This window comes from Stenotrophomonas sp. ZAC14D2_NAIMI4_7 (assembly GCF_003086675.1).
GTDB lineage: Bacteria > Pseudomonadota > Gammaproteobacteria > Xanthomonadales > Xanthomonadaceae > Stenotrophomonas.
In genome coordinates, this window is the sequence record NZ_CP025995.1 from 1,933,210 (window position 1) to 1,949,960 (window position 16,751).

The 16,751-nt window shown below is 67.1% G+C and carries 15 protein-coding genes, 1 tRNA gene and 1 pseudogene; 5 read left to right on the forward strand and 12 right to left on the reverse strand.

Annotated features, from left to right (window positions below; all coding sequences use genetic code 11):
* Positions 1 to 157: 157 nt before the first annotated feature.
* Together C1922_RS09000 and C1922_RS09005 are read right to left on the reverse strand one after the other, a co-directional pair.
* The gene (locus C1922_RS09000; protein ID WP_108749435.1) at positions 158 to 3,277 is read right to left on the reverse strand and encodes a discoidin domain-containing protein; all 3,120 of its coding nucleotides are present in this window, start codon (positions 3,275 to 3,277) and stop codon (positions 158 to 160) included.
* Positions 3,278 to 3,423: 146 nt separating this feature from the next.
* Positions 3,424 to 4,497, reverse strand: a complete 1,074-nt coding sequence (locus C1922_RS09005) for an MBL fold metallo-hydrolase (RefSeq protein WP_108749436.1) — start codon at positions 4,495 to 4,497, stop codon at positions 3,424 to 3,426.
* A gap of 103 nt (positions 4,498 to 4,600) precedes the next feature.
* Here C1922_RS09005 and C1922_RS09010 point away from each other — a divergent pair, with 103 nt between their 5' ends.
* Entirely contained in the window at positions 4,601 to 5,212 is a 612-nt protein-coding gene (locus C1922_RS09010; protein WP_108749437.1) for a TetR/AcrR family transcriptional regulator, read from the forward strand.
* Between the two features lie 110 nt (positions 5,213 to 5,322).
* On the forward strand, positions 5,323 to 6,342 hold the full coding sequence (locus C1922_RS09015; RefSeq protein WP_108751542.1) for an aminoglycoside phosphotransferase family protein: 1,020 nt from the start codon (positions 5,323 to 5,325) through the stop codon (positions 6,340 to 6,342).
* Positions 6,343 to 6,424: 82 nt separating this feature from the next.
* On the opposite strand, the gene C1922_RS09020 is transcribed toward C1922_RS09015, so the two are convergent.
* The 7 genes from C1922_RS09020 to C1922_RS09050 form a co-directional block, all read right to left on the reverse strand.
* On the reverse strand, positions 6,425 to 7,288 hold the full coding sequence (locus C1922_RS09020; protein WP_108751543.1) for a DMT family transporter: 864 nt from the start codon (positions 7,286 to 7,288) through the stop codon (positions 6,425 to 6,427).
* A gap of 32 nt (positions 7,289 to 7,320) precedes the next feature.
* Positions 7,321 to 8,370: a UDP-N-acetylmuramate dehydrogenase gene (murB, locus tag C1922_RS09025; RefSeq protein ID WP_108749438.1), complete on the reverse strand. Its 1,050-nt coding sequence runs from the start codon at positions 8,368 to 8,370 to the stop codon at positions 7,321 to 7,323.
* Positions 8,367 to 9,422, reverse strand: coding sequence for a quinone-dependent dihydroorotate dehydrogenase (locus C1922_RS09030; RefSeq protein WP_108749439.1), 1,056 nt, complete (start codon positions 9,420 to 9,422; stop codon positions 8,367 to 8,369). Before C1922_RS09030 ends, murB begins: the two co-directional genes overlap by 4 nt.
* Positions 9,423 to 9,431: 9 nt before the next feature.
* The gene (locus tag C1922_RS09035; RefSeq protein WP_108749440.1) at positions 9,432 to 10,202 is read right to left on the reverse strand and encodes a class I SAM-dependent methyltransferase; all 771 of its coding nucleotides are present in this window, start codon (positions 10,200 to 10,202) and stop codon (positions 9,432 to 9,434) included.
* A 5-nt stretch (positions 10,203 to 10,207) separates the two neighbouring features.
* Complete coding sequence (locus C1922_RS09040; RefSeq protein WP_108749441.1) at positions 10,208 to 10,492, reverse strand: DUF4190 domain-containing protein; 285 nt, start codon at positions 10,490 to 10,492, stop codon at positions 10,208 to 10,210.
* Positions 10,493 to 10,774: 282 nt separating this feature from the next.
* A complete protein-coding gene (locus C1922_RS09045; protein ID WP_234413509.1) occupies positions 10,775 to 11,560 on the reverse strand; it encodes an SDR family oxidoreductase in 786 nt (261 codons plus the stop codon).
* Between the two features lie 17 nt (positions 11,561 to 11,577).
* The gene (locus tag C1922_RS09050; protein ID WP_108749443.1) at positions 11,578 to 13,110 is read right to left on the reverse strand and encodes an aldehyde dehydrogenase family protein; all 1,533 of its coding nucleotides are present in this window, start codon (positions 13,108 to 13,110) and stop codon (positions 11,578 to 11,580) included.
* A gap of 191 nt (positions 13,111 to 13,301) precedes the next feature.
* On the opposite strand from C1922_RS09050, the gene C1922_RS09055 reads away from it, so the two are divergent.
* Positions 13,302 to 13,378: transfer RNA gene (locus C1922_RS09055), tRNA-Arg, on the forward strand.
* 17 nt (positions 13,379 to 13,395) lie between these two features.
* A pseudogene (locus tag C1922_RS20655) lies at positions 13,396 to 13,563 on the forward strand (GNAT family N-acetyltransferase); the annotation flags it as partial.
* Here the strand turns inward: C1922_RS20655 and C1922_RS20370 are convergent.
* Positions 13,563 to 14,114, reverse strand: a complete 552-nt coding sequence (locus C1922_RS20370) for a hypothetical protein (protein WP_159091906.1) — start codon at positions 14,112 to 14,114, stop codon at positions 13,563 to 13,565. The pseudogene C1922_RS20655 and the gene C1922_RS20370 sit on opposite strands and share 1 nt — an antisense overlap.
* 290 nt (positions 14,115 to 14,404) lie before the next feature.
* On the opposite strand from C1922_RS20370, the gene C1922_RS09065 reads away from it, so the two are divergent.
* Positions 14,405 to 15,094 (forward strand): MarC family protein, encoded by a 690-nt coding sequence (locus tag C1922_RS09065; protein ID WP_108749444.1) that lies wholly within the window; start codon positions 14,405 to 14,407, stop codon positions 15,092 to 15,094.
* A 75-nt stretch (positions 15,095 to 15,169) separates the two neighbouring features.
* Here C1922_RS09065 and C1922_RS09070 read toward each other — a convergent pair whose 3' ends face one another.
* Together C1922_RS09070 and C1922_RS09075 are read right to left on the reverse strand one after the other, a co-directional pair.
* A complete protein-coding gene (locus C1922_RS09070) occupies positions 15,170 to 15,529 on the reverse strand; it encodes a response regulator (protein ID WP_108749445.1) in 360 nt (119 codons plus the stop codon).
* A complete protein-coding gene (locus C1922_RS09075; protein WP_234413487.1) occupies positions 15,519 to 16,679 on the reverse strand; it encodes an ATP-binding protein in 1,161 nt (386 codons plus the stop codon). Before C1922_RS09075 ends, C1922_RS09070 begins: the two co-directional genes overlap by 11 nt.
* Between the last annotated feature and the right edge of the window lie 72 nt (positions 16,680 to 16,751).

A 16,751-nucleotide genomic window follows, 5' to 3' on the forward strand; every position in this document is an offset into this window, starting at 1 on the left:
CTGTGCTTTGGTAGGCGTCGACCTTGGTCGGCGCAGTGCGCGAAAGCGAGGGGACTGTGCTTTGGTAGGCGTCGACCTTGGTCGACGCAGGACGTGCCAACCAAGGTTGGCACCTACCAAGGCGGGGCGTGCCAACCAAGGCTGGCACCCACCCGGGTCACGGCCAACGCGCCTCAAGCGTCTTGAAGGGTCTCGCCAGACGCACACCTTCGGCATTGAAGTCACTGACCGGCCGGCCGTCCACGCGCACTTCCTTTGGCGCGGTGCGGCTGGGCCACCACACGCGTACGGGCGTGCCCTTGCGCAGTCCTTTGCCCAGCGACACGGTCAGGTGGCCATCGCGCTGGCGGGCCTGCAGCTGCAGGGTGCCGTAGGCGGTGGGCAGGCGGTCCACGGCCAGGCCTTCACCCGCTACCCAGGAAGAGGGCGCCCCCGGCAGCAGCGACAACGCGTCGTCGTCTTCGCGCATCAGCATGCCGAACAGGGTGCGGCCGTATTCGGCGCCGATCCAGGTGTGCGGCATGTCGCCCAGGTAGCGTGGGAAGCGCAGCCGTGAATGCACCACTTCTGCCAGCACCTGCCACTGCAGCGGCCGGCGATCGTGCAGCAGGCCCTGCAGCAGTTCGTCGGCTGCTTCGGGTTGGCCCAGGTGGACGTAGCTCAGCACGTTGCGGATTTCGTACGGTGTATAGGCATACAGCGCGCCGGGCTGGTTGCGCTTGCGCACATCGTCCAGATAGCGGGCGAAGGTGGTGCGCAGGGCCTCGGCGGGCAGCACGCTCTGCGCGCCGGTGGGGTCCAGTGCGATCGACACACCGGTCGGGTCGCCGTCGCCAAGGTCTGCCGAGGACGGAATGAAGTCGATGCCCTTCCATGCCATGGTCGCGCGGATCGAGGCATGCAGGGCGTCATACAGCGCCTTGTATTGTTCGCGCGCCCACGTTGCGGTTTCGTGGTCGCCCAGCGATTCGGCCAACCACGCGCCGTCATGCCAGCCCTTCAGGCCCCAGTAGTCGTCCCAGTAGCTGTGGGTGGGTGAGGGGTAGCCTTCGTGGCTGATCGACGGGGCAAGAATGCCGGCGAAGCGCTCCGGCGACGGTTGGTTGGCCATGTAGCCCGGCACCAGCGTGCGTTCGCGCAGTTCCTGCAGGAAGCGCAGCGCGGCCTTTACCTTGGGCAGATAGGCGCGCACGCTTTCCGGCCCGCCATCCAGCCGTGCGACATCGGCCACCAGGGTGATGTACTGGCCCTGGCTGTCGTACTCGATGTCCGAGCCGAAGCCGGTGTTCACGCTGCCATCGTCGTTGAGGATGGGGGACACCAGGCCGTTGTCATGCACGCCGTGTTCGCTGTACCAGGCCAGGTAGTCGCGCGCGACCTTGGCTTCGCCCATGCGCAGCAGCACGGCCGAGGTCGCCATGCCATCGCGGATGAAGGAACGGTTGTAGTTGCGTGGGCCGGGCTGCATGGCCGGGCCTGTCTGGTTGATCAGCATGTAGGCGGCCTGTGCGCGCAGCATGTCCACCAGCGAAGGATCCGGCAGGCGCAGGCCCACCTGGCCCAGCCGTGCCTGCCAATCGGCGGAGGCGCGGGTGGCAAGCGTGTCGAAGGCCGTGTCGCCGTCGCGTGGCAGCGATGCCAGGTCCAGGGGCGCTGCCTGCGGCAGCACGCCATTGGCATCAGCGTTGGCGGTGCCCAGCGGGAAGGCCACCACGACGGCTTCGCTGGCACCGGGGGCCAGGCTGATGCGATAGCTCAGCGCCGCCGCGGCCAGGCCGTCGGCATCGCTGGCCTGTTTCGCTGCGGGCAGTTGTCCGCTGGCGATGGCTGCGGTGATCTCGGTGTCGCCCTCGTTGCCGAACGGTGCGCTGCCTGCAGCGTCGACTGCGGTGAGTGAGTGCAGCAAGGTGCGGCCGTTCACGTGTACGGCGTTGCCTGCAACGGCCACCTCGCGGATCGGCGACAGCCCGCCGTTCTGCCACGGCGGGTTCATCTGCATCGGTCGCACCGCGAGGGTCAGCGTGCCTTCGACCGCAGTGGTGCCAGTGTTGTGCAGGCGATGGCGCACGAAGGTGATTGGCTGACCGTCGCGCTCGATGGCGAAGGCCTCGCTGCGCAGTTCCAGCTCCGGCTGCGGCGACCAGGTGGCCGATGGCATTGGCTTCCAGCCATCGCGAAGGGCGTGCTGCACGGGGTGTCCGGCAGCACCGGCGGCGCGACCATCGGCGCTGCGCCAGATCGGTTGAACCAGCGGCGCGCCCTTGTAGGCCTCGATGTTGCCGTATTCGTCGAAGATGGATTTCTGCCGGCCCGCGTGCACGCCCACTGCCGTCCAGTACGTCTGCTGCATGTGCAGCGAGGCAGGGAACAATGCGCGCTGCGCGCCGCTGGCAGCGATCTGGTAGCGCTTCATCGGTGTCATCACGGCCTTCGGGCCGAGCAGGCGGATGCGTTTGATCTGCGGTGCATCACCTTGCACGGTCAGCCGCAGTGCCTGCAGGTCGAGCGGTGCATCGGCTGCCAGCCAACTCTGCTGCTGCGTGGCGGCCTGCGCATCGCGCGCCAGCTCGTGCCAACGACCTTGCGCGTCCTGTGCCTGCAGCCGTGCGCCGCCGTGCACGCTGGCCCAGTCCACCGCCAGCCCGGTGCTGGGCTGCGCGCGGGGCAGGATGATCTCGAGCGTGTGGCTGCCATCCTTGCCAGTGGGTAGGGCCACCGTGTCGCCGCCCTGCCACAGCGCAGCGGTCTGGGTGGCATTCAGACCGGCTACCCGTGCGCTGAGCGCGGTGTCGAGCGGTTCCATTTCGAAGATGGACACACCCCAGTCGGACGTGCGCTGCGGGCTGGCCAGGCGCAGGTAGCGGGCCTGGCGCGGCGCGAAGTACAGGGTCTCGATGCCGCCCAGCGAATCGGCCATGACGTAGGCCGTCTGCCACTGCGTGCCATCGAGCGAGGTCTGCAGCGAATAGGCTTCGGGGTTGGAGACATCCCAGGTGAGGCGCGCGCCTGCCAGCATTGCCGGTTTACCCAGATCGATCTGGAACCAATGGCCGGGGCTGAACGCTCCACCGGTCACCGTCTTCGGATCGTTGTCGATCAGGTGGCTGATCGCCATCGCTGGCACCTGCTGCGATGAAGCGCTGGCCTGCCAATGCGCGCGCGGTGGCAGGTTCTGTGCGCTGACCGCTGCCGCCAGTGCGAGGGTGGGCAGCAGCAGTGCCTGGGCGAGGCGCCGGGGCGGTGGGGGAGTGGTGCAGTGGTCGGCGCAGAGCGTCATTGCGAAGGCCTCACATGAGCACGGCCCGGGAACGGGCAGGGCTACGCTAGCAAGGGATGTAAGCGGTTACATGACGCATCGCAGTATGTGGGCGGGCATGGCGGGGGGAAGGCGTGCCAACCAAGGTTGGCACCTACCGGCGCGGGTTATCGGGGGGATTCCCACCAGCGGGTGCCGGGCGTGGGGGCCTGCATGTCCAGGACTTCGCCCATGATCGGGGTGGCGACGGGGACGTTGTTGGCGGCGGCCAGGGCGGTGATGCGTTCGAACGGTTGCTGCCAGTCGTGCAGGGCCAGGTCGAAGGTGCCGTTGTGGATCGGCAGCAGCCACTTGCCGCGCAGATCCAGGTGCGCCTGCAGGGTCTGTTCGGGCTGCATGTGTACGAAGGCCCAGCGTTCGTCGTAGGCGCCGGTTTCGATCATGGTCAGATCGAACGGGCCGTACTTTTCGCCAATGGCCTTGAAGCCATCGAAGTATCCGGTGTCGCCGCTGAAGAAGATGCGGAAGTCGTCATCCTGGATGACCCACGACGCCCACAGGCTGCGATCGCTGTCGCCCAGGCCACGACCGGAAAAGTGCTGGCCCGGGGTGGCGGTCAGGCGCAGGCCGCCAGCGCTGGTGCTCTGCCACCAGTCCAGTTGTTCCACCTTGGCCGCATCGATGCCCCAGGCGATCAGCTGGTCGCCCACGCCCAGCGGCGCGATGAAGCGCGTGGTCTTGCCGGCGAGCGCCAGCACTGCGGCATGGTCCAGGTGGTCGTAGTGGTTGTGCGACAGGATGACGCCGGCGATGGGCGGCAGTTCGTCGATGCTGATGGGCGGTGCGTGGAAGCGTGCCGGGCCCATCCACTGCACCGGCGAGGCGCGTTCGGAGAATACCGGGTCGGTCAGCCAGTACTGGCCGCGCAGCTTCAGCAGCAGGGTGGAGTGGCCCAGGCGGAACAGGCTGCGATCAGGCGCGCCGTCCAGCGTGGCGCGGTCCAGCGGCTGCACCGGAATGGGCTGCGTGGGCACGGTGCCCTTGGGCTTGTTGAACAGGAAGGTCCACCAGATTTCCAGACCGTCACGCAGGCCCATGGCCGGCTTCGGCAGGACATTACGGAACTTGCCGTCGCGGTACTGCGGCGAGTCGGGGAAGTCGGGCAGGGACCAGGATCTGCAGAACGTATAGGCGGTCACGGCAAGGGTTCCAAGCAGGAGGACAAGGAGCAGGCGCTTCATAGGGGACGTCCGCTGGGTACACTGCACAGTGTAGTTTCCGATGTCAGAAAAGTACACTGGCTGGTGTAAAATGGCGGCGTCCGTTCAGATTCCTGGTACTGCCATGCCCCGTGCCCCGCAACGCCTGACCGACCGCAAACGCGAAGCCATCGTGCGCGCGGCGGTGGAAGAATTCCGCGCGGCGGGCTACGAAGCGACCAGCATGGACGGCATCGCGGAGGTGGCCGGTGTTTCCAAGCGCACGGTCTACAACCATTTCCCCAGCAAGGAAGCGTTGTTCGCGCTCATCCTGGAGGAGCTGTGGGAAAGCAGCGTGGCCAGCGTGGACGTGCCCTACCGCGCCGACCAGCCGCTGCAGGCGCAGTTGCTGCAGTTGCTGGCGAAAAAGCTGGAGCTGCTGGGCGACCCCAACTTCATCGACCTGGCACGGGTGGCGATGGCCGAGATCATCCATTCGCCCGATCGCGCGCAGGCGATCGTCTGCCGCATGGGTGAAAAAGAGGGCGGGGTGAGTGCTTGGGTACGCGCTGCGGTGGCCGATGGTCGCTTGCGCGAGGTCGATCCGGAATTCGCCGACCAGCAGTTGCAGGGCCTGGTGAAGGGTTTTGCATTCTGGCCGCAGGTGACGCTGGGGCAGCCGCCGCTGGCCGCAGCCGAGCGCACGCGGGTGGCCGAATCGGCCGTGGCGATGTTCCTGGGGCACTACGCGACGTGACGTGACGCTGCGCTGTTTTGTCGCAGCTGGCCAAAGATGTGACCGGTCTGCCTGCGCGCTGTAAAGCGTGTCTGCGATAGTGGGTTTGCCCTCCACGCAGTCTGGTGTTCATGTCACTTGCAACGGCGCCGCAGATCGGGGAAGTCCTGCAGCAGTCCTATGGCATCACGCCCACGGCGGTGGTGTCGCGCGCGGTGGGCGCCGATGCCCATGCGGCGGTGTACCGCATTGATGCGCGCAACGCGCAGTGGTGGCTGAAGTGCCGCCGCTACCAGGTGAACCCGGCGGTGTGGGACAGCCTGCACTGGTTGCGTGGCACGCTGGGCATCGAGGAAATCGTGGCGCCGTGGCCGACCCTGGCCGGTGCCGCGTCGGCGCAGCGCTGGGGCCTGCAGTTCACGCTGTTTCCCTATATTGAAGGGCAATCGGGTTTCGAGGCGCCGCTGAGTTCGGCGCAGTGGCAGCAGCTGGGCCGCGTGCTGCGTTGCCTGCACCAGGCGCGGCTGCCGGAGGCGATGGCGAGCGCGCTGCCGCAGGTTGCGCTGGATACCGACGCGCTGCTGACGGTGGGGCAGTGGCTGCAGCAGCCCGGTGCGCTGCCAACCGCCACGGACCGTTGGGGGGAGGCGTTCCTGGCGCTGTGGCAGCAACAGCGTGCGCGCATTGCGCAGCTGCATGCACGCGCCGAGGAACTTCAGCAGGGCCTGCAGGACCAACGCGCAGAACTGCGGGTGTGCCATACCGATCTGCATGCCGGCAATCTGTTGATGGATACGGCGGGCCGGCTGCATCTGATCGACTGGGATGGGCTGGCGCTGGCCCCGCGCGAACGCGATCTGATGTTCGTGGGCGGCGCGGTGGGCGGGCGCTGGGGGCGTGAGCGCCCGCAGGGTTTCGTGGAAGGCTATGGGGAAGACCTGGGCGATGCGCGATGGATTGCCTGGTACCGACATGTGCGCGTGCTGCAGGATCTGATCGAGTTCCAGCAGATGCTGCTGGGGGCGCAGGCGCAGGGACGTGCGGTGCAGCAGCGGCGGCAGGCGCTGCATTTCCTGGGCGAGCAGTTCGCGCCGGGGAATGTAGTGGATGCGGCCGAGCGCGCGTACCGGGTGGCGTGCTGTGTTCTGTAGAGTCGAGCCATGCTCGACTGCGTTCGGCAATGCAGTCGAGCATGGCTCGACTCTACAAAGAGCAGTCGAGCATGGCTCGACTCTACGGGGCGGTGGTGCGCGCGCGGCGGGCCAGTACGGCTTCGCGGTGGGCGATGTAGGCGTTGGCGGCCAGGATGATGCCGGCGCCGATCAGGGTCCAGCGGTCGATGGTTTCGCCAAACAGCAGCCAGCCGAACAGGGTCACCAGCGGTAGCTGCAGGAAGCTGATCGGGGTCAGTGCGGAGACCTCGCCCAGGCGTAGCGCGCGGGTCCACAGCAGCTGGCCCACGGTGCCCATCACGCCGGTGGCCACCAGCCACACCCAGGCCATGCCAGTGGGCCACACCCAGACGAACAACGCCGGGACCAGCGAAAGCGGCACCCAGAACACGTAGGTGTAGAGCACCACCGTATCGGCGCTGTCCACGCGGGTGAGCTGCTTGATCTGGATCGCCACCAGCGAGCTGAGCAGTGCGGCGGCCACGGCCACCAGGCTGCCCGCGGAAAAGCCGGCGGTGCCGGGCCGCACGATCACCAGCACGCCGATGAAGCCGATCACCACTGCCGCCCAACGACGCACGCGCACGATCTCGCCCAGCCACAGCACCGCGGCAATGGTGACGAACAGCGGCGTGGAATAGGACAGCGATACTGCCTGCGCCAGCGGCAGATGGCCCAGCGCCCAGAACGCGCACAGCATCGAGGCCAGGCCGATGGCGCTGCGCACGAAGTAGCGCGGCAGCTGCTGGGTTTTCAGCGGCGCACGGCCCGGGCGCAGCAGCATGGGCAGCAGCGCCAGCAGGCCGAAGGCATTACGGAAGAAGGCTACTTCCTGGGTGGGCACGTAGCGGGTGGCGTAGCGGATTGCCACCGCCATCAGCCCGAACGCCAGGGTGCTGCCCAGCATCAGCAGTGCCGCCCGCAACGGGGCGGCGGCCGGGCCCTGCACGGCGGTGTTCACCACTGGGCGCCGAGCAGGCGCGGTTCCGGTTCAATGGGCACGCCGAACTTTTCCAGCACCGACGCGGAAATGCGCCGGGCCAGGGCCAGCAGTTCTGCACCGCTGGCATTGCCGTGGTTCACCAGCACCAGTGCATGGCTGGCGGCCACGCCGGCATCGCCTTCGCGGAAGCCCTTCCAGCCGCAGGCGTCGATCATCCACGCCGCCGACACCTTGCGCTGGTCCTCGCGCTCGGCCGGGAATACCGGAAGCTCGGGGAAGTGCTGCAGCAGTACCTCGGTCTGTTCCAGCGGCAGCACCGGGTTCTTGAAGAAGCTGCCGGCATTGCCCAGCACATCGGGGTCGGGCAGCTTGCGGCGGCGGATGGCGATGACCGCGTTGGCCACGTCCACTGCGCTGGGCAGTTCCACGCCCTGTGCCTGCAGTTCCTCGCGGATGCCGGCGTAATCCATGCGCAGGTCGTGCAGCAGCGGCAGCTTCAGTTCGATGGCGGTGATCAGGTAGCGGTCGGCCTGCTGCTTGAACACGCTGTCGCGGTAGCCGAAGCCACACTGTTCGTTGTCCAGCCGTACCCATGCCTGGTCCTGGCAATCCCAGGCTTCAACGGCCTGGATGAATTCGCCCACCTGCGCGCCGTAGGCGCCGATGTTCTGGATCGGCGCGGCACCTGCGGTGCCGGGAATCAGCGCCAGGTTTTCCAGCCCGGACAAGCCATTCTGCAGCGACCACATCACCAGGCCGTGCCAGGGCACACCGGCACCGGCGCGGATGACCGCGTGGTCTGCGCGGTGTTCCAGGAAGCTGATATCGCGGTTGCCGAACACCAGCACGGTGCCGGGCAGATTGTCGGCGATCAGCACGTTGCTGCCACTGCCCAGCACCAGCAGCGGGCCGGCGGCAACGCTGGGCAGGGCCAGCACGTCGGGCAGCAGGGCCGGGTCGTGCAGTTCCAGCAGCTGCGCTGCCGTGGCCTGCACATGGAAGGTGTTCAGCGCCTGCAGCGGCGCGTTTTCGGTCAGGGTCCAGCGCAAGGGGGCGGTGCTCACAGCGGTGCCACCGCGCCACGGCTGGGCGCCTCGCGGCGGCGACGGATCGCTTCCACGCAGTCGGCCACCAGGGCCGGGCCCTTGTAGATCAGGCCGCTGTAGCACTGCACCAGCGACGCACCGGCGGCCATCTTGGCCACCGCATCGGCGCCGGACAGGATGCCACCCACGCCGACCAGCGGAATGGATTCGGGCAGGCGCGCGCGCAGGCGGCGCAGCACCAGGGTGGACTGGTCCAGCACCGGCGCACCGGACAGGCCGCCAGCCTCGTTGGCCAGCGGATCGCCGGCCACGCGGCTGCGGTCGATGGTGGTGTTGGTGGCGATTACCCCGTCCACCTGCAGTTCGCCCAGCACGCGCGCGGCGGCATCGATATCGCGCTCGCTCAAGTCCGGCGCCACCTTCACCAGCATCGGCACGCGGCGGCCATGCTGCGCGGCCAGCGCTTCCTGGCGGTCGCGCAGCTGTGCCACCAGTTGGCGCAGCGCGGTTTCTTCCTGCAGCTCGCGCAGCCCGGCGGTGTTGGGCGAAGAAATGTTCACCGTGATGTAGTCGGCCAGCGGATACACCTTGTCCAGGCAGGCGATGTAATCGTCCACGGCCTGTTCGTTGGGAGTGTCCTTGTTCTTGCCGATGTTGATGCCGAGCAGGCCACGGCGGTCACGCGCGCGTTCCACGTTGCGCACCAGCGCATCCACGCCGGCATTGTTGAAGCCCATGCGGTTGATGATGGCGCTGTGCGCGGGCAGGCGGAACAGGCGCGGCTTCGGATTGCCTTCCTGCGGGCGCGGGGTGATGGTGCCGATTTCCACGAAACCAAAGCCGAGCGCGAACAGCGCATCGATGTGCTCGCCATTCTTGTCCAGGCCGGCGGCCAGGCCGACCGGATTGGGGAAGGTCAGCCCGAACACCGTGCTGGGCATCGGCGCGATGCGTGCGGCCAGCAGCGGCGTGGTGCCGGTGCGGTAGGCCAGGTCCAGGGCGGACAGGCCGAGGCCGTGGGCGCGCTCGGCGTCGAGCGAGAACAGGAAGGGGCGGGCAAGCGAATACATGCGGTGGTTTCAGTCCAGCGTGCCGAGGAAGGCTCGGGTTTGATATTCAAAGGCGACCTGGCCGTCCACGGCGTGGGCGGCGAACAGGTCCTGCAAGGCGGCCAGCATGGCATCGTGTCGCGGGTGCCCGGCCTGCGGAGCATACGAGGATGACAGCAGGCGGCCGCGCAGGGCGTCCAGGTCCAGGTGCTGCACGTTGGGCAACTGCACCCAGCCGCGCAGTCCAGGGCCGAACCAGGCCTGCATGGTGGCATCGTCCTGGTAGCGCTCGGCCACAGCGGTGTAGTCGGTGCCGAAGTCCAGCAGCAGTTGCTCGTAGCCGACCAGGAACGGGCTGGCGTCGAGCAGGCGCGAGTTCCAGTACACCAGGGCCAGGCCGCCGGGGCGCAGGATGCGCTGCCACTCGGCGCGCACGGCTACGGTGTCGAACCAGTGGAATGCCTGGGCGGCCGACACCAGATCCACGCTGGCATCGGCCAGGCCGGTGGCTTCGGCACGCCCATCGACGGCGCGGAAGTGCGGGTACTGCGGCGCCAGCCATTGTTCGGCGGCGGCGCGCATGGCGGCATTGGGTTCCACCGCAACCAGCGGATGGCCGGCGGCCAGGAACTGGCGGCTGGAGATGCCGGTGCCGGCGCCGATGTCGGCCACCAGGGCCGCGGTGGGCACGGCCATCGGGCCGTGCAGCCAGTCGATCAGGGCGGCGGGGTAGTCGGGCCGGTAGCGCACGTAGTCGGCCACCCGGCTGCTGAAGCGTTCGGTGCTGTCAGAAGCGCTCATGGCGGTCAGTTCGACATGGCGGCCAGCCAGGCCAGCCCGCCGAAGAAAGCGATGAAGGCCAGGATGCCCAGCAGCACCATGCCCACGCTCAACCAGCCCAGGATCAGCCCGGTCAGGGCCAGGCCATCGCCTTCCAGATCGGTGGGGCGGCGGCGGATTTCGGCGCGGGCCATGTGCCCGGTAATGATGGCCACGATGCTGGCCACGAACGGCAGTACGGTCCAGCCTGCAATGCCCAGCACCAGGCTGAGCACGGCCACGGTGCTGGTCTGTCGGGGTGCCACGCTCATCGGGGTCCTCCTTGGCAGTGTGCACATGATAGTGCCTGCGGGTGGCCAAGCCCAAGGGCGCGGGGGGAACGCTCTGGTAGGCGTCGACCTTGGTCGACGCGGATCGCCAACCAAGGTTGGCAGCTACCGGGGGCGGGGGAAAGCTCTGGTAGGCGTCGACCTTGGTCGACGCGGATCGCCAACCAAGGTTGGCAGCTACCGGGGGCCAGGACTGCCAACCAAGGTTGGCAGCTACCAGGGGCCAGGACTGCCAACCAAGGTTGGCAGCTACCAGGGCCAAGGTCAGCCCATCAACACCTGACCGCCATCGACGTTGAGCACGTGGCCGGTGATCCAGCGCGCCAGCGGCGAGCACAGGAACAGGGCGGCGTTGGCGATCTCCTGCGGCTGGCCGAAGCGGCCGAACGGGATCTTCGCCAGCGTGCCGTGGTACAGCGCGGGGTCTTCCACGCGGCGGCGATCCCACAGGCCGTCGGCGAATTCGATGGAACCGGGGGCGATGGCGTTCACGCGGATGCGGTGCGGGGCCAGCGCCAGGGCCTGCGAGGTGGTGTAGTGCGAAAGCGCGGCCTTGGCGGCGGCATACGGCGCGCCACCGGGGCGCGGTTGCTGCGCGGCGATGGACGACAGGTTCAGGATGCAGGCGTCTGCCGAGGCGCGCAGCCACGGTTGGGCCAGTCGCGAGGCACGCACCGCGGCCATCAGGTCGATCTGCAGGCTGGCTGCCCAGCCGTCTTCATCGTCGGCCATGCCGTAGCCGGTGGCGTTGTTCACCAGCACGTCGATGCCGCCGAGTGTCTCGGCGGCGCCGTGCAGCCAGGCGTCGATCTGATCCAGGATAGCCAGATCGACGGAGGCGGTGTGCAGCGGTGTGCCTTGGGCCTGGGCGTCGGCCTGCAACGCGTCCAGGGCGGTCTGGCCACGCGCGCAGACCGACACCTGGGCACCGGCGCCGGCAAAGGCCAGCGCCAGTTCACGGCCAATGCCCTTGCTGCCGCCAGCGATCAGTACACGGCGGCCGCTGAACTCGAGGGTCGGAGCCCCTGCGGGGATCCGACCCTGGGCCATGGCCGTGACGTCTGCCATCACAGATCGAACTTGATGCCCTGGGCCAGCGGCAGCGAATCGGAGTAGTTGATGGTGTTGGTCTGGCGGCGCATGTAGACCTTCCACGCATCCGAACCGGATTCGCGACCACCGCCGGTGTCCTTCTCGCCACCGAAGGCGCCGCCGATTTCCGCACCGGACGTGCCGATGTTGATGTTGGCGATGCCGCAGTCGCTGCCGGCGGCCGACAGGAACTTCTCGGCAGTCTTCAGGTTGGCGGTGAAGATGGACGAGGACAGGCCCTGCGGCACGCCGTTCTGCATGTCGATGGCTTCATCGATGTTGTCGTACGGCATGACATACAGGATGGGCGCGAAGGTTTCGTGCTGCACCACCGCGTCGCTGTTCTTCAGGCCCGATACGATGGCCGGCAGCACGAAGTTGCCGGCGCGGTCGATCCGGGTGCCACCGGTTTCGATGGTGCCGCCGGAGGCCTTGGCCTGGGCGATGGCATCCAGGAACTGTTGCACGGCGCCTTCGCTGTTCAGCGGGCCCATCAGGTTGGCGGCATCGGTCGGGTCGCCGATCTTGCCTTCCACCTGCTTGTAGGCCTTCACCAAGGTGGCCAGCACATCGGCGTAGATCGAGCGGTGCACGATCAGGCGGCGGGTGGTGGTGCAGCGCTGGCCGGCGGTACCGACCGCACCGAACACGATGCCCGGCACGGCCAGCTTCAGATCGGCGGTTTCGTCGAGGATGATGGCGTTGTTGCCGCCCAGTTCCAGCAGGCAGCGGCCGAGGCGGCGGGCCACCTTTTCATTCACGGTGCGGCCGACCTGGGTGGAGCCGGTGAAGCTGATCAGCGGCACGCGGCGGTCGTCCACCAGGGTTTCGGACAGGGCGGTGCCGGCGTCGTTGATCAGGAAGAAGATGTCCGGGAAACCGGCTTCGCGCAGCGCCTCATTGCAGATGCGCATGGAAGCGATGGCGGTGAGCGGGGTCTTGTTGGACGGCTTCCAGATGCAGATATCACCGCAGATGGCGGCCAGGAAGGCATTCCAGCTCCACACCGCCACCGGGAAGTTGAAGGCCGAGATGATGCCGACCAGGCCCAGCGGGTGGTACTGCTCGTACATGCGGTGGCCGGGGCGCTCGGAATGCATGGTGTAGCCGTACAGCATGCGGCTCTGGCCCACGGCGAAATCGGCGATGTCGATCATCTCCTGCACTTCGCCGTCGCCTTCGGGCTTGCTCTTGCCCATTTCCAGCGCAACCAGCGAACCCAGCGCGTCCTTGTGCTTGCGCAGCGCTTCGCCGCACAGGCGCACGGCCTCGCCACGGCGCGGGGCCGGGGTGGTGCGCCAGACCTTGAAGGCTTCCTGCGCACGGGCGATGACGATTTCGTACTCGGATTCGGTGGTGGCGCGTACCTGCGCGATGGCCTCGCCGGTGGTCGGGTTCACCGGGGTGATCAGCTCACCGCCATTGGCGTTGGACCATTCCCCGTTGCCCAGGTAGGTGCCGGCGTTGATCGCGTCCAGGCCAAGGGATTTGAGCAGCTCGGAAGACATGCAGACTCCTGTATTTCGTTACGTTGTAGGCGCCGCCGCGGGCAGGTGGGGGATGCAGCGGACTGAACCGCCGATGGTAGCAGAGCCGCCCGGATGCCCATGGTGCGGCGCGCCAGCGGGCTGCGAGCCGGGGAGGGGAAACATGAATGCTTGGAGGGCAGGGGGCTTGCCTGTAAACTTGGCGGCTGCATGGCCCCGTAGCTCAGCTGGATAGAGCGTCCCCCTCCTAAGGGGAAGGTCGCCCGTTCGAATCGGGCCGGGGTCACCAGATTCGAAGCACCTTGGCTGTTGCTGCATGGATTGTCTCTGCACAAGCACCTGACGACCGATGTAAGCGAGCAGAACGCGCAGGCCGTTGGGTTCTATCTGCGGATGGGGTTCATCGAGACCGGCCGTTCAGCGTGTGATTCGCAAGGTCGTCCGTATCCCTTGATCCACCTGCGGCACAACGGTTATTTCAGCAGACAGCCCGGGCGCCCGCCTCGTTGTGCAATGGCCCCGGACTGGTCGCCCGAACCGGCGGCATCCAGTTCCTGTTGAACAGTGTCATTGCGGATGCTGTCGATGGCGCGCTGCTGGCTCTCCAGCAATGTTTCACATCGCTGCAGCTCAGACCGCACCAGGTCGATTTTCCCATGTTCGGCCATGGCCGCCGCTCTGATGGCCGCGCCCTCCCGTAAAGGCGCAACCAGTGGCAACCACGTCTTGTAGCGGGCAGGCTTGGTCGCTGTCAGAGCATATGCCTGGCCATGCAGCCACAACGCCGCAGTCTGTGCGCCATTTCCCAGGTTCTTGAACTGCTCGGCGGACGCGGGTCGCCCGGCTTCCCGCTCGTGCGTGGCCAGGAAATCCCACCAGCCAGCGCAGTTGGCATAGATTCTGGCTGATTCAGCTGCTTCGGCAGCAGCGATGGCAATCTCATTCTGCGAAACGTCGGCGGTAGTCGGCGCAGCCGCGTCCTGGCCGAGCATCAATAGCAATCCAAGCAGATTCACGCCGCTCACGAATGTACCCTCGGGGGGACAGCTGAGCCTGAAAGCTATATGACTCGGTGCGGCCGTTCAATCCTACCTGTCCTGAAGCACCCAACCCGCCTGCACGCCCACTGCACACGGCGTCCAGCACGCTGCGGTCATCCCCTCCACGCAAGGATTTCCGCATGAATACCCCCGGTACGCCCAAGCCCTCCTGGAGACAGCGCCACGGCCTGTGGCTGGTGCTGGTCGTGGTGCTGATCATCTTCGGTGTCACCCTGTTCCTGCGCTGGTAACCGCGCCGCCCCACGGAGACGCCCGTGCAGTTGCCCACCCTGCTTGTCACCCTGGCCGGTGAACTGATCCTGGTGCCGGTCACCCTGCTGCCGATCATCAATCCGCTCAGCACGGCGTCGATCTTCGTTTCCACGGTGGGCAACCGCCGCGCCATGGCCAAGAAGCTGGCGCGGCAGATCGCGGTGAACAGTTTCGTGGTGATCGTGCTGGCGATGCTGGTCGGCACCTATGTGCTGTCGTTGTTCGGCATTTCCCTGCCAGTGGTGCGTATCGGTGGCGGCTTGCTGGTGGCTGCCGCCGGTTGGCGCATGCTGGGCGCGCGTACTGACGACCCGCCCAGCCCTGCGCAGGAGCAGGCCGGAGCGATTGCCGATGCGCAACTGGAAGGCAAGAGTTTCTTTCCGCTGACGTTCCCGCTGACCACGGGGCCGGGCACCATTGCCGCGTGCATCACCCTGGGTACGCACGTGGAATCGGTGACGCCGCTGCACCTGCTATCGGGGGTGATCGTGGCGGTGGGCGGGGCGCTGCTGGTGGTGGGCGTGATCTATCTGATCCTGCGCAATTCCATCTTTCTGGTTACGCGGCTTGGCCCGACCGGTGCGGTGGTGATGCAGCAGTTGGTGGCGTTCGTGCTGCTTTGTATCGGCATACAGCTGATGTGGACGGGGTGGGTCGACCTCAATCACCAGACGTTTGCCGGCGCGGCGTAGCGTCGAGGTTGCTCGACGGATGGGGCAGGAGCCAAGGCAGTCGAGCAAGCTCGACTCTACCGGGCCATTGCGGAATCAGTGCTGCTGCAGCAGCTCCACCAGCTGGCGCAGACGGTAGGGCTTGGGCAGGAATTCAACCTGGTCCGGCAGCGGCGGCAGCTGCGAGCGGGCGTAGCCGGAGGACAGGATCATGCGCGCGTGCGGCTGGTCGCGGGCTACGTGCTCGCTCAGTTCGATGCCCGACATGCCGTTGGGCATGCTGATATCGCTGAACACCACGTCAAAACGGGTGCCGCTCTGCAGCAGCGCCACCGCTTCGTGACCGTCGGCCGTGGTTTCCACGTCGATGCCGAAATCGCGCAGGGCCAGGCCGATCATTTCGCGCAGATCGGTCTGGTCCTCCACCATCAATACGCGGATCGGGTCATCGGTCATGGGGGGAATCCTCTATTGCAGGAAGCAGCAGGCTGACCGTCGTGCCAACACCGGGGGTGGTGGCCACGTCGACGAAACCGCCGCTCTGGGTGGTGAAACCGAACACCTGGCTCAGGCCCAGGCCGCTGCCTTTGCCGATGTCCTTGGTGGTGAAGAAGGGCTCGCTGGCGCGCTCGGCGATGTCCGGCGCCATGCCATGGCCCTCGTCGTGGACACGCAGGGTAACGTATGCGCGCTCCACGTGCCCGTCAGCATCGGGGTCCAGGCGCCGTTCCAGCGCGGTGGCCACACGCACCCGGCCTCCGGGTGGGGTGGCTTCGGCGGCGTTGGCCACCAGGTTGGCCAGCGCGGTTTCCAGTTGCCCCCGGTCCAGGCACAGCGGCGGCAGGTCCAGGGTCATGGACGTGTCCAAGCCGATGCCGGGCGGGCAGCTGCGCTGCAGGGCGTCCAATTGACTGCCGATCAAGGCATTGATGTCCACCCGGTCGCGCACCAGGGTCTGCCCGGAACTGAACGCCAGCAGCTGGCGGGTCAGCAGGGCGCCACGGTCGGTCGCCGCCTGGGCGCTGGCCAGCAGCTCCTGCGCGCGCAGGTCCTGGCCGACGCGCAGCGAGACCAGGTCGATGGCATTGCCGATGGTGGTCAACAGGTTGTTGAATTCATGCGACAGGCCGCGGCTGAGCCGGCCGACGGTCTCGAACTGCTGGGTCTGGCGCAGCGCGCGCTGGGCATCGCGCAGCAGGCGCTGGGCCTGCCAGCTTTCGGTGATGTCGCGGGTGATCTTGACGAAGCCCAGCAGTTGGCCCTGCTCGACCACCGGCTCGATCACGATGCTGGCTCGGAACGAGGAGCCGTCCTTGCGCAGCCGCCAGCCCTCGCTGGCATGGTGCCCATCGCGCGCAGCAAGCTGCAGCAGGCGCTGCGGTTCGCCGGCGTCGCGATCCTTGGCCAGGTAGAAGCGCCCGAAATGGGTGCCCACCACTTCCTCGGCCACGAACCCCTTGATGCGCTGCGCGCCCGGGTTCCAGCTGCAGATGATGCCATCGGGATCGAGCAGGTACAGCGCATGGTCATGCACGCTGTCAATCAGCAATCGCAATTGTCGTGAGGGATCCGTCAGTGCGGAATCCGTGAATGCGGCAGCGACCACGTCAATAGAAAAAGCCCCTGTAAGGGCGCAGACCCTAGGCAGCGCAGCGTGAAGGATATGTGCAGGCGCGGC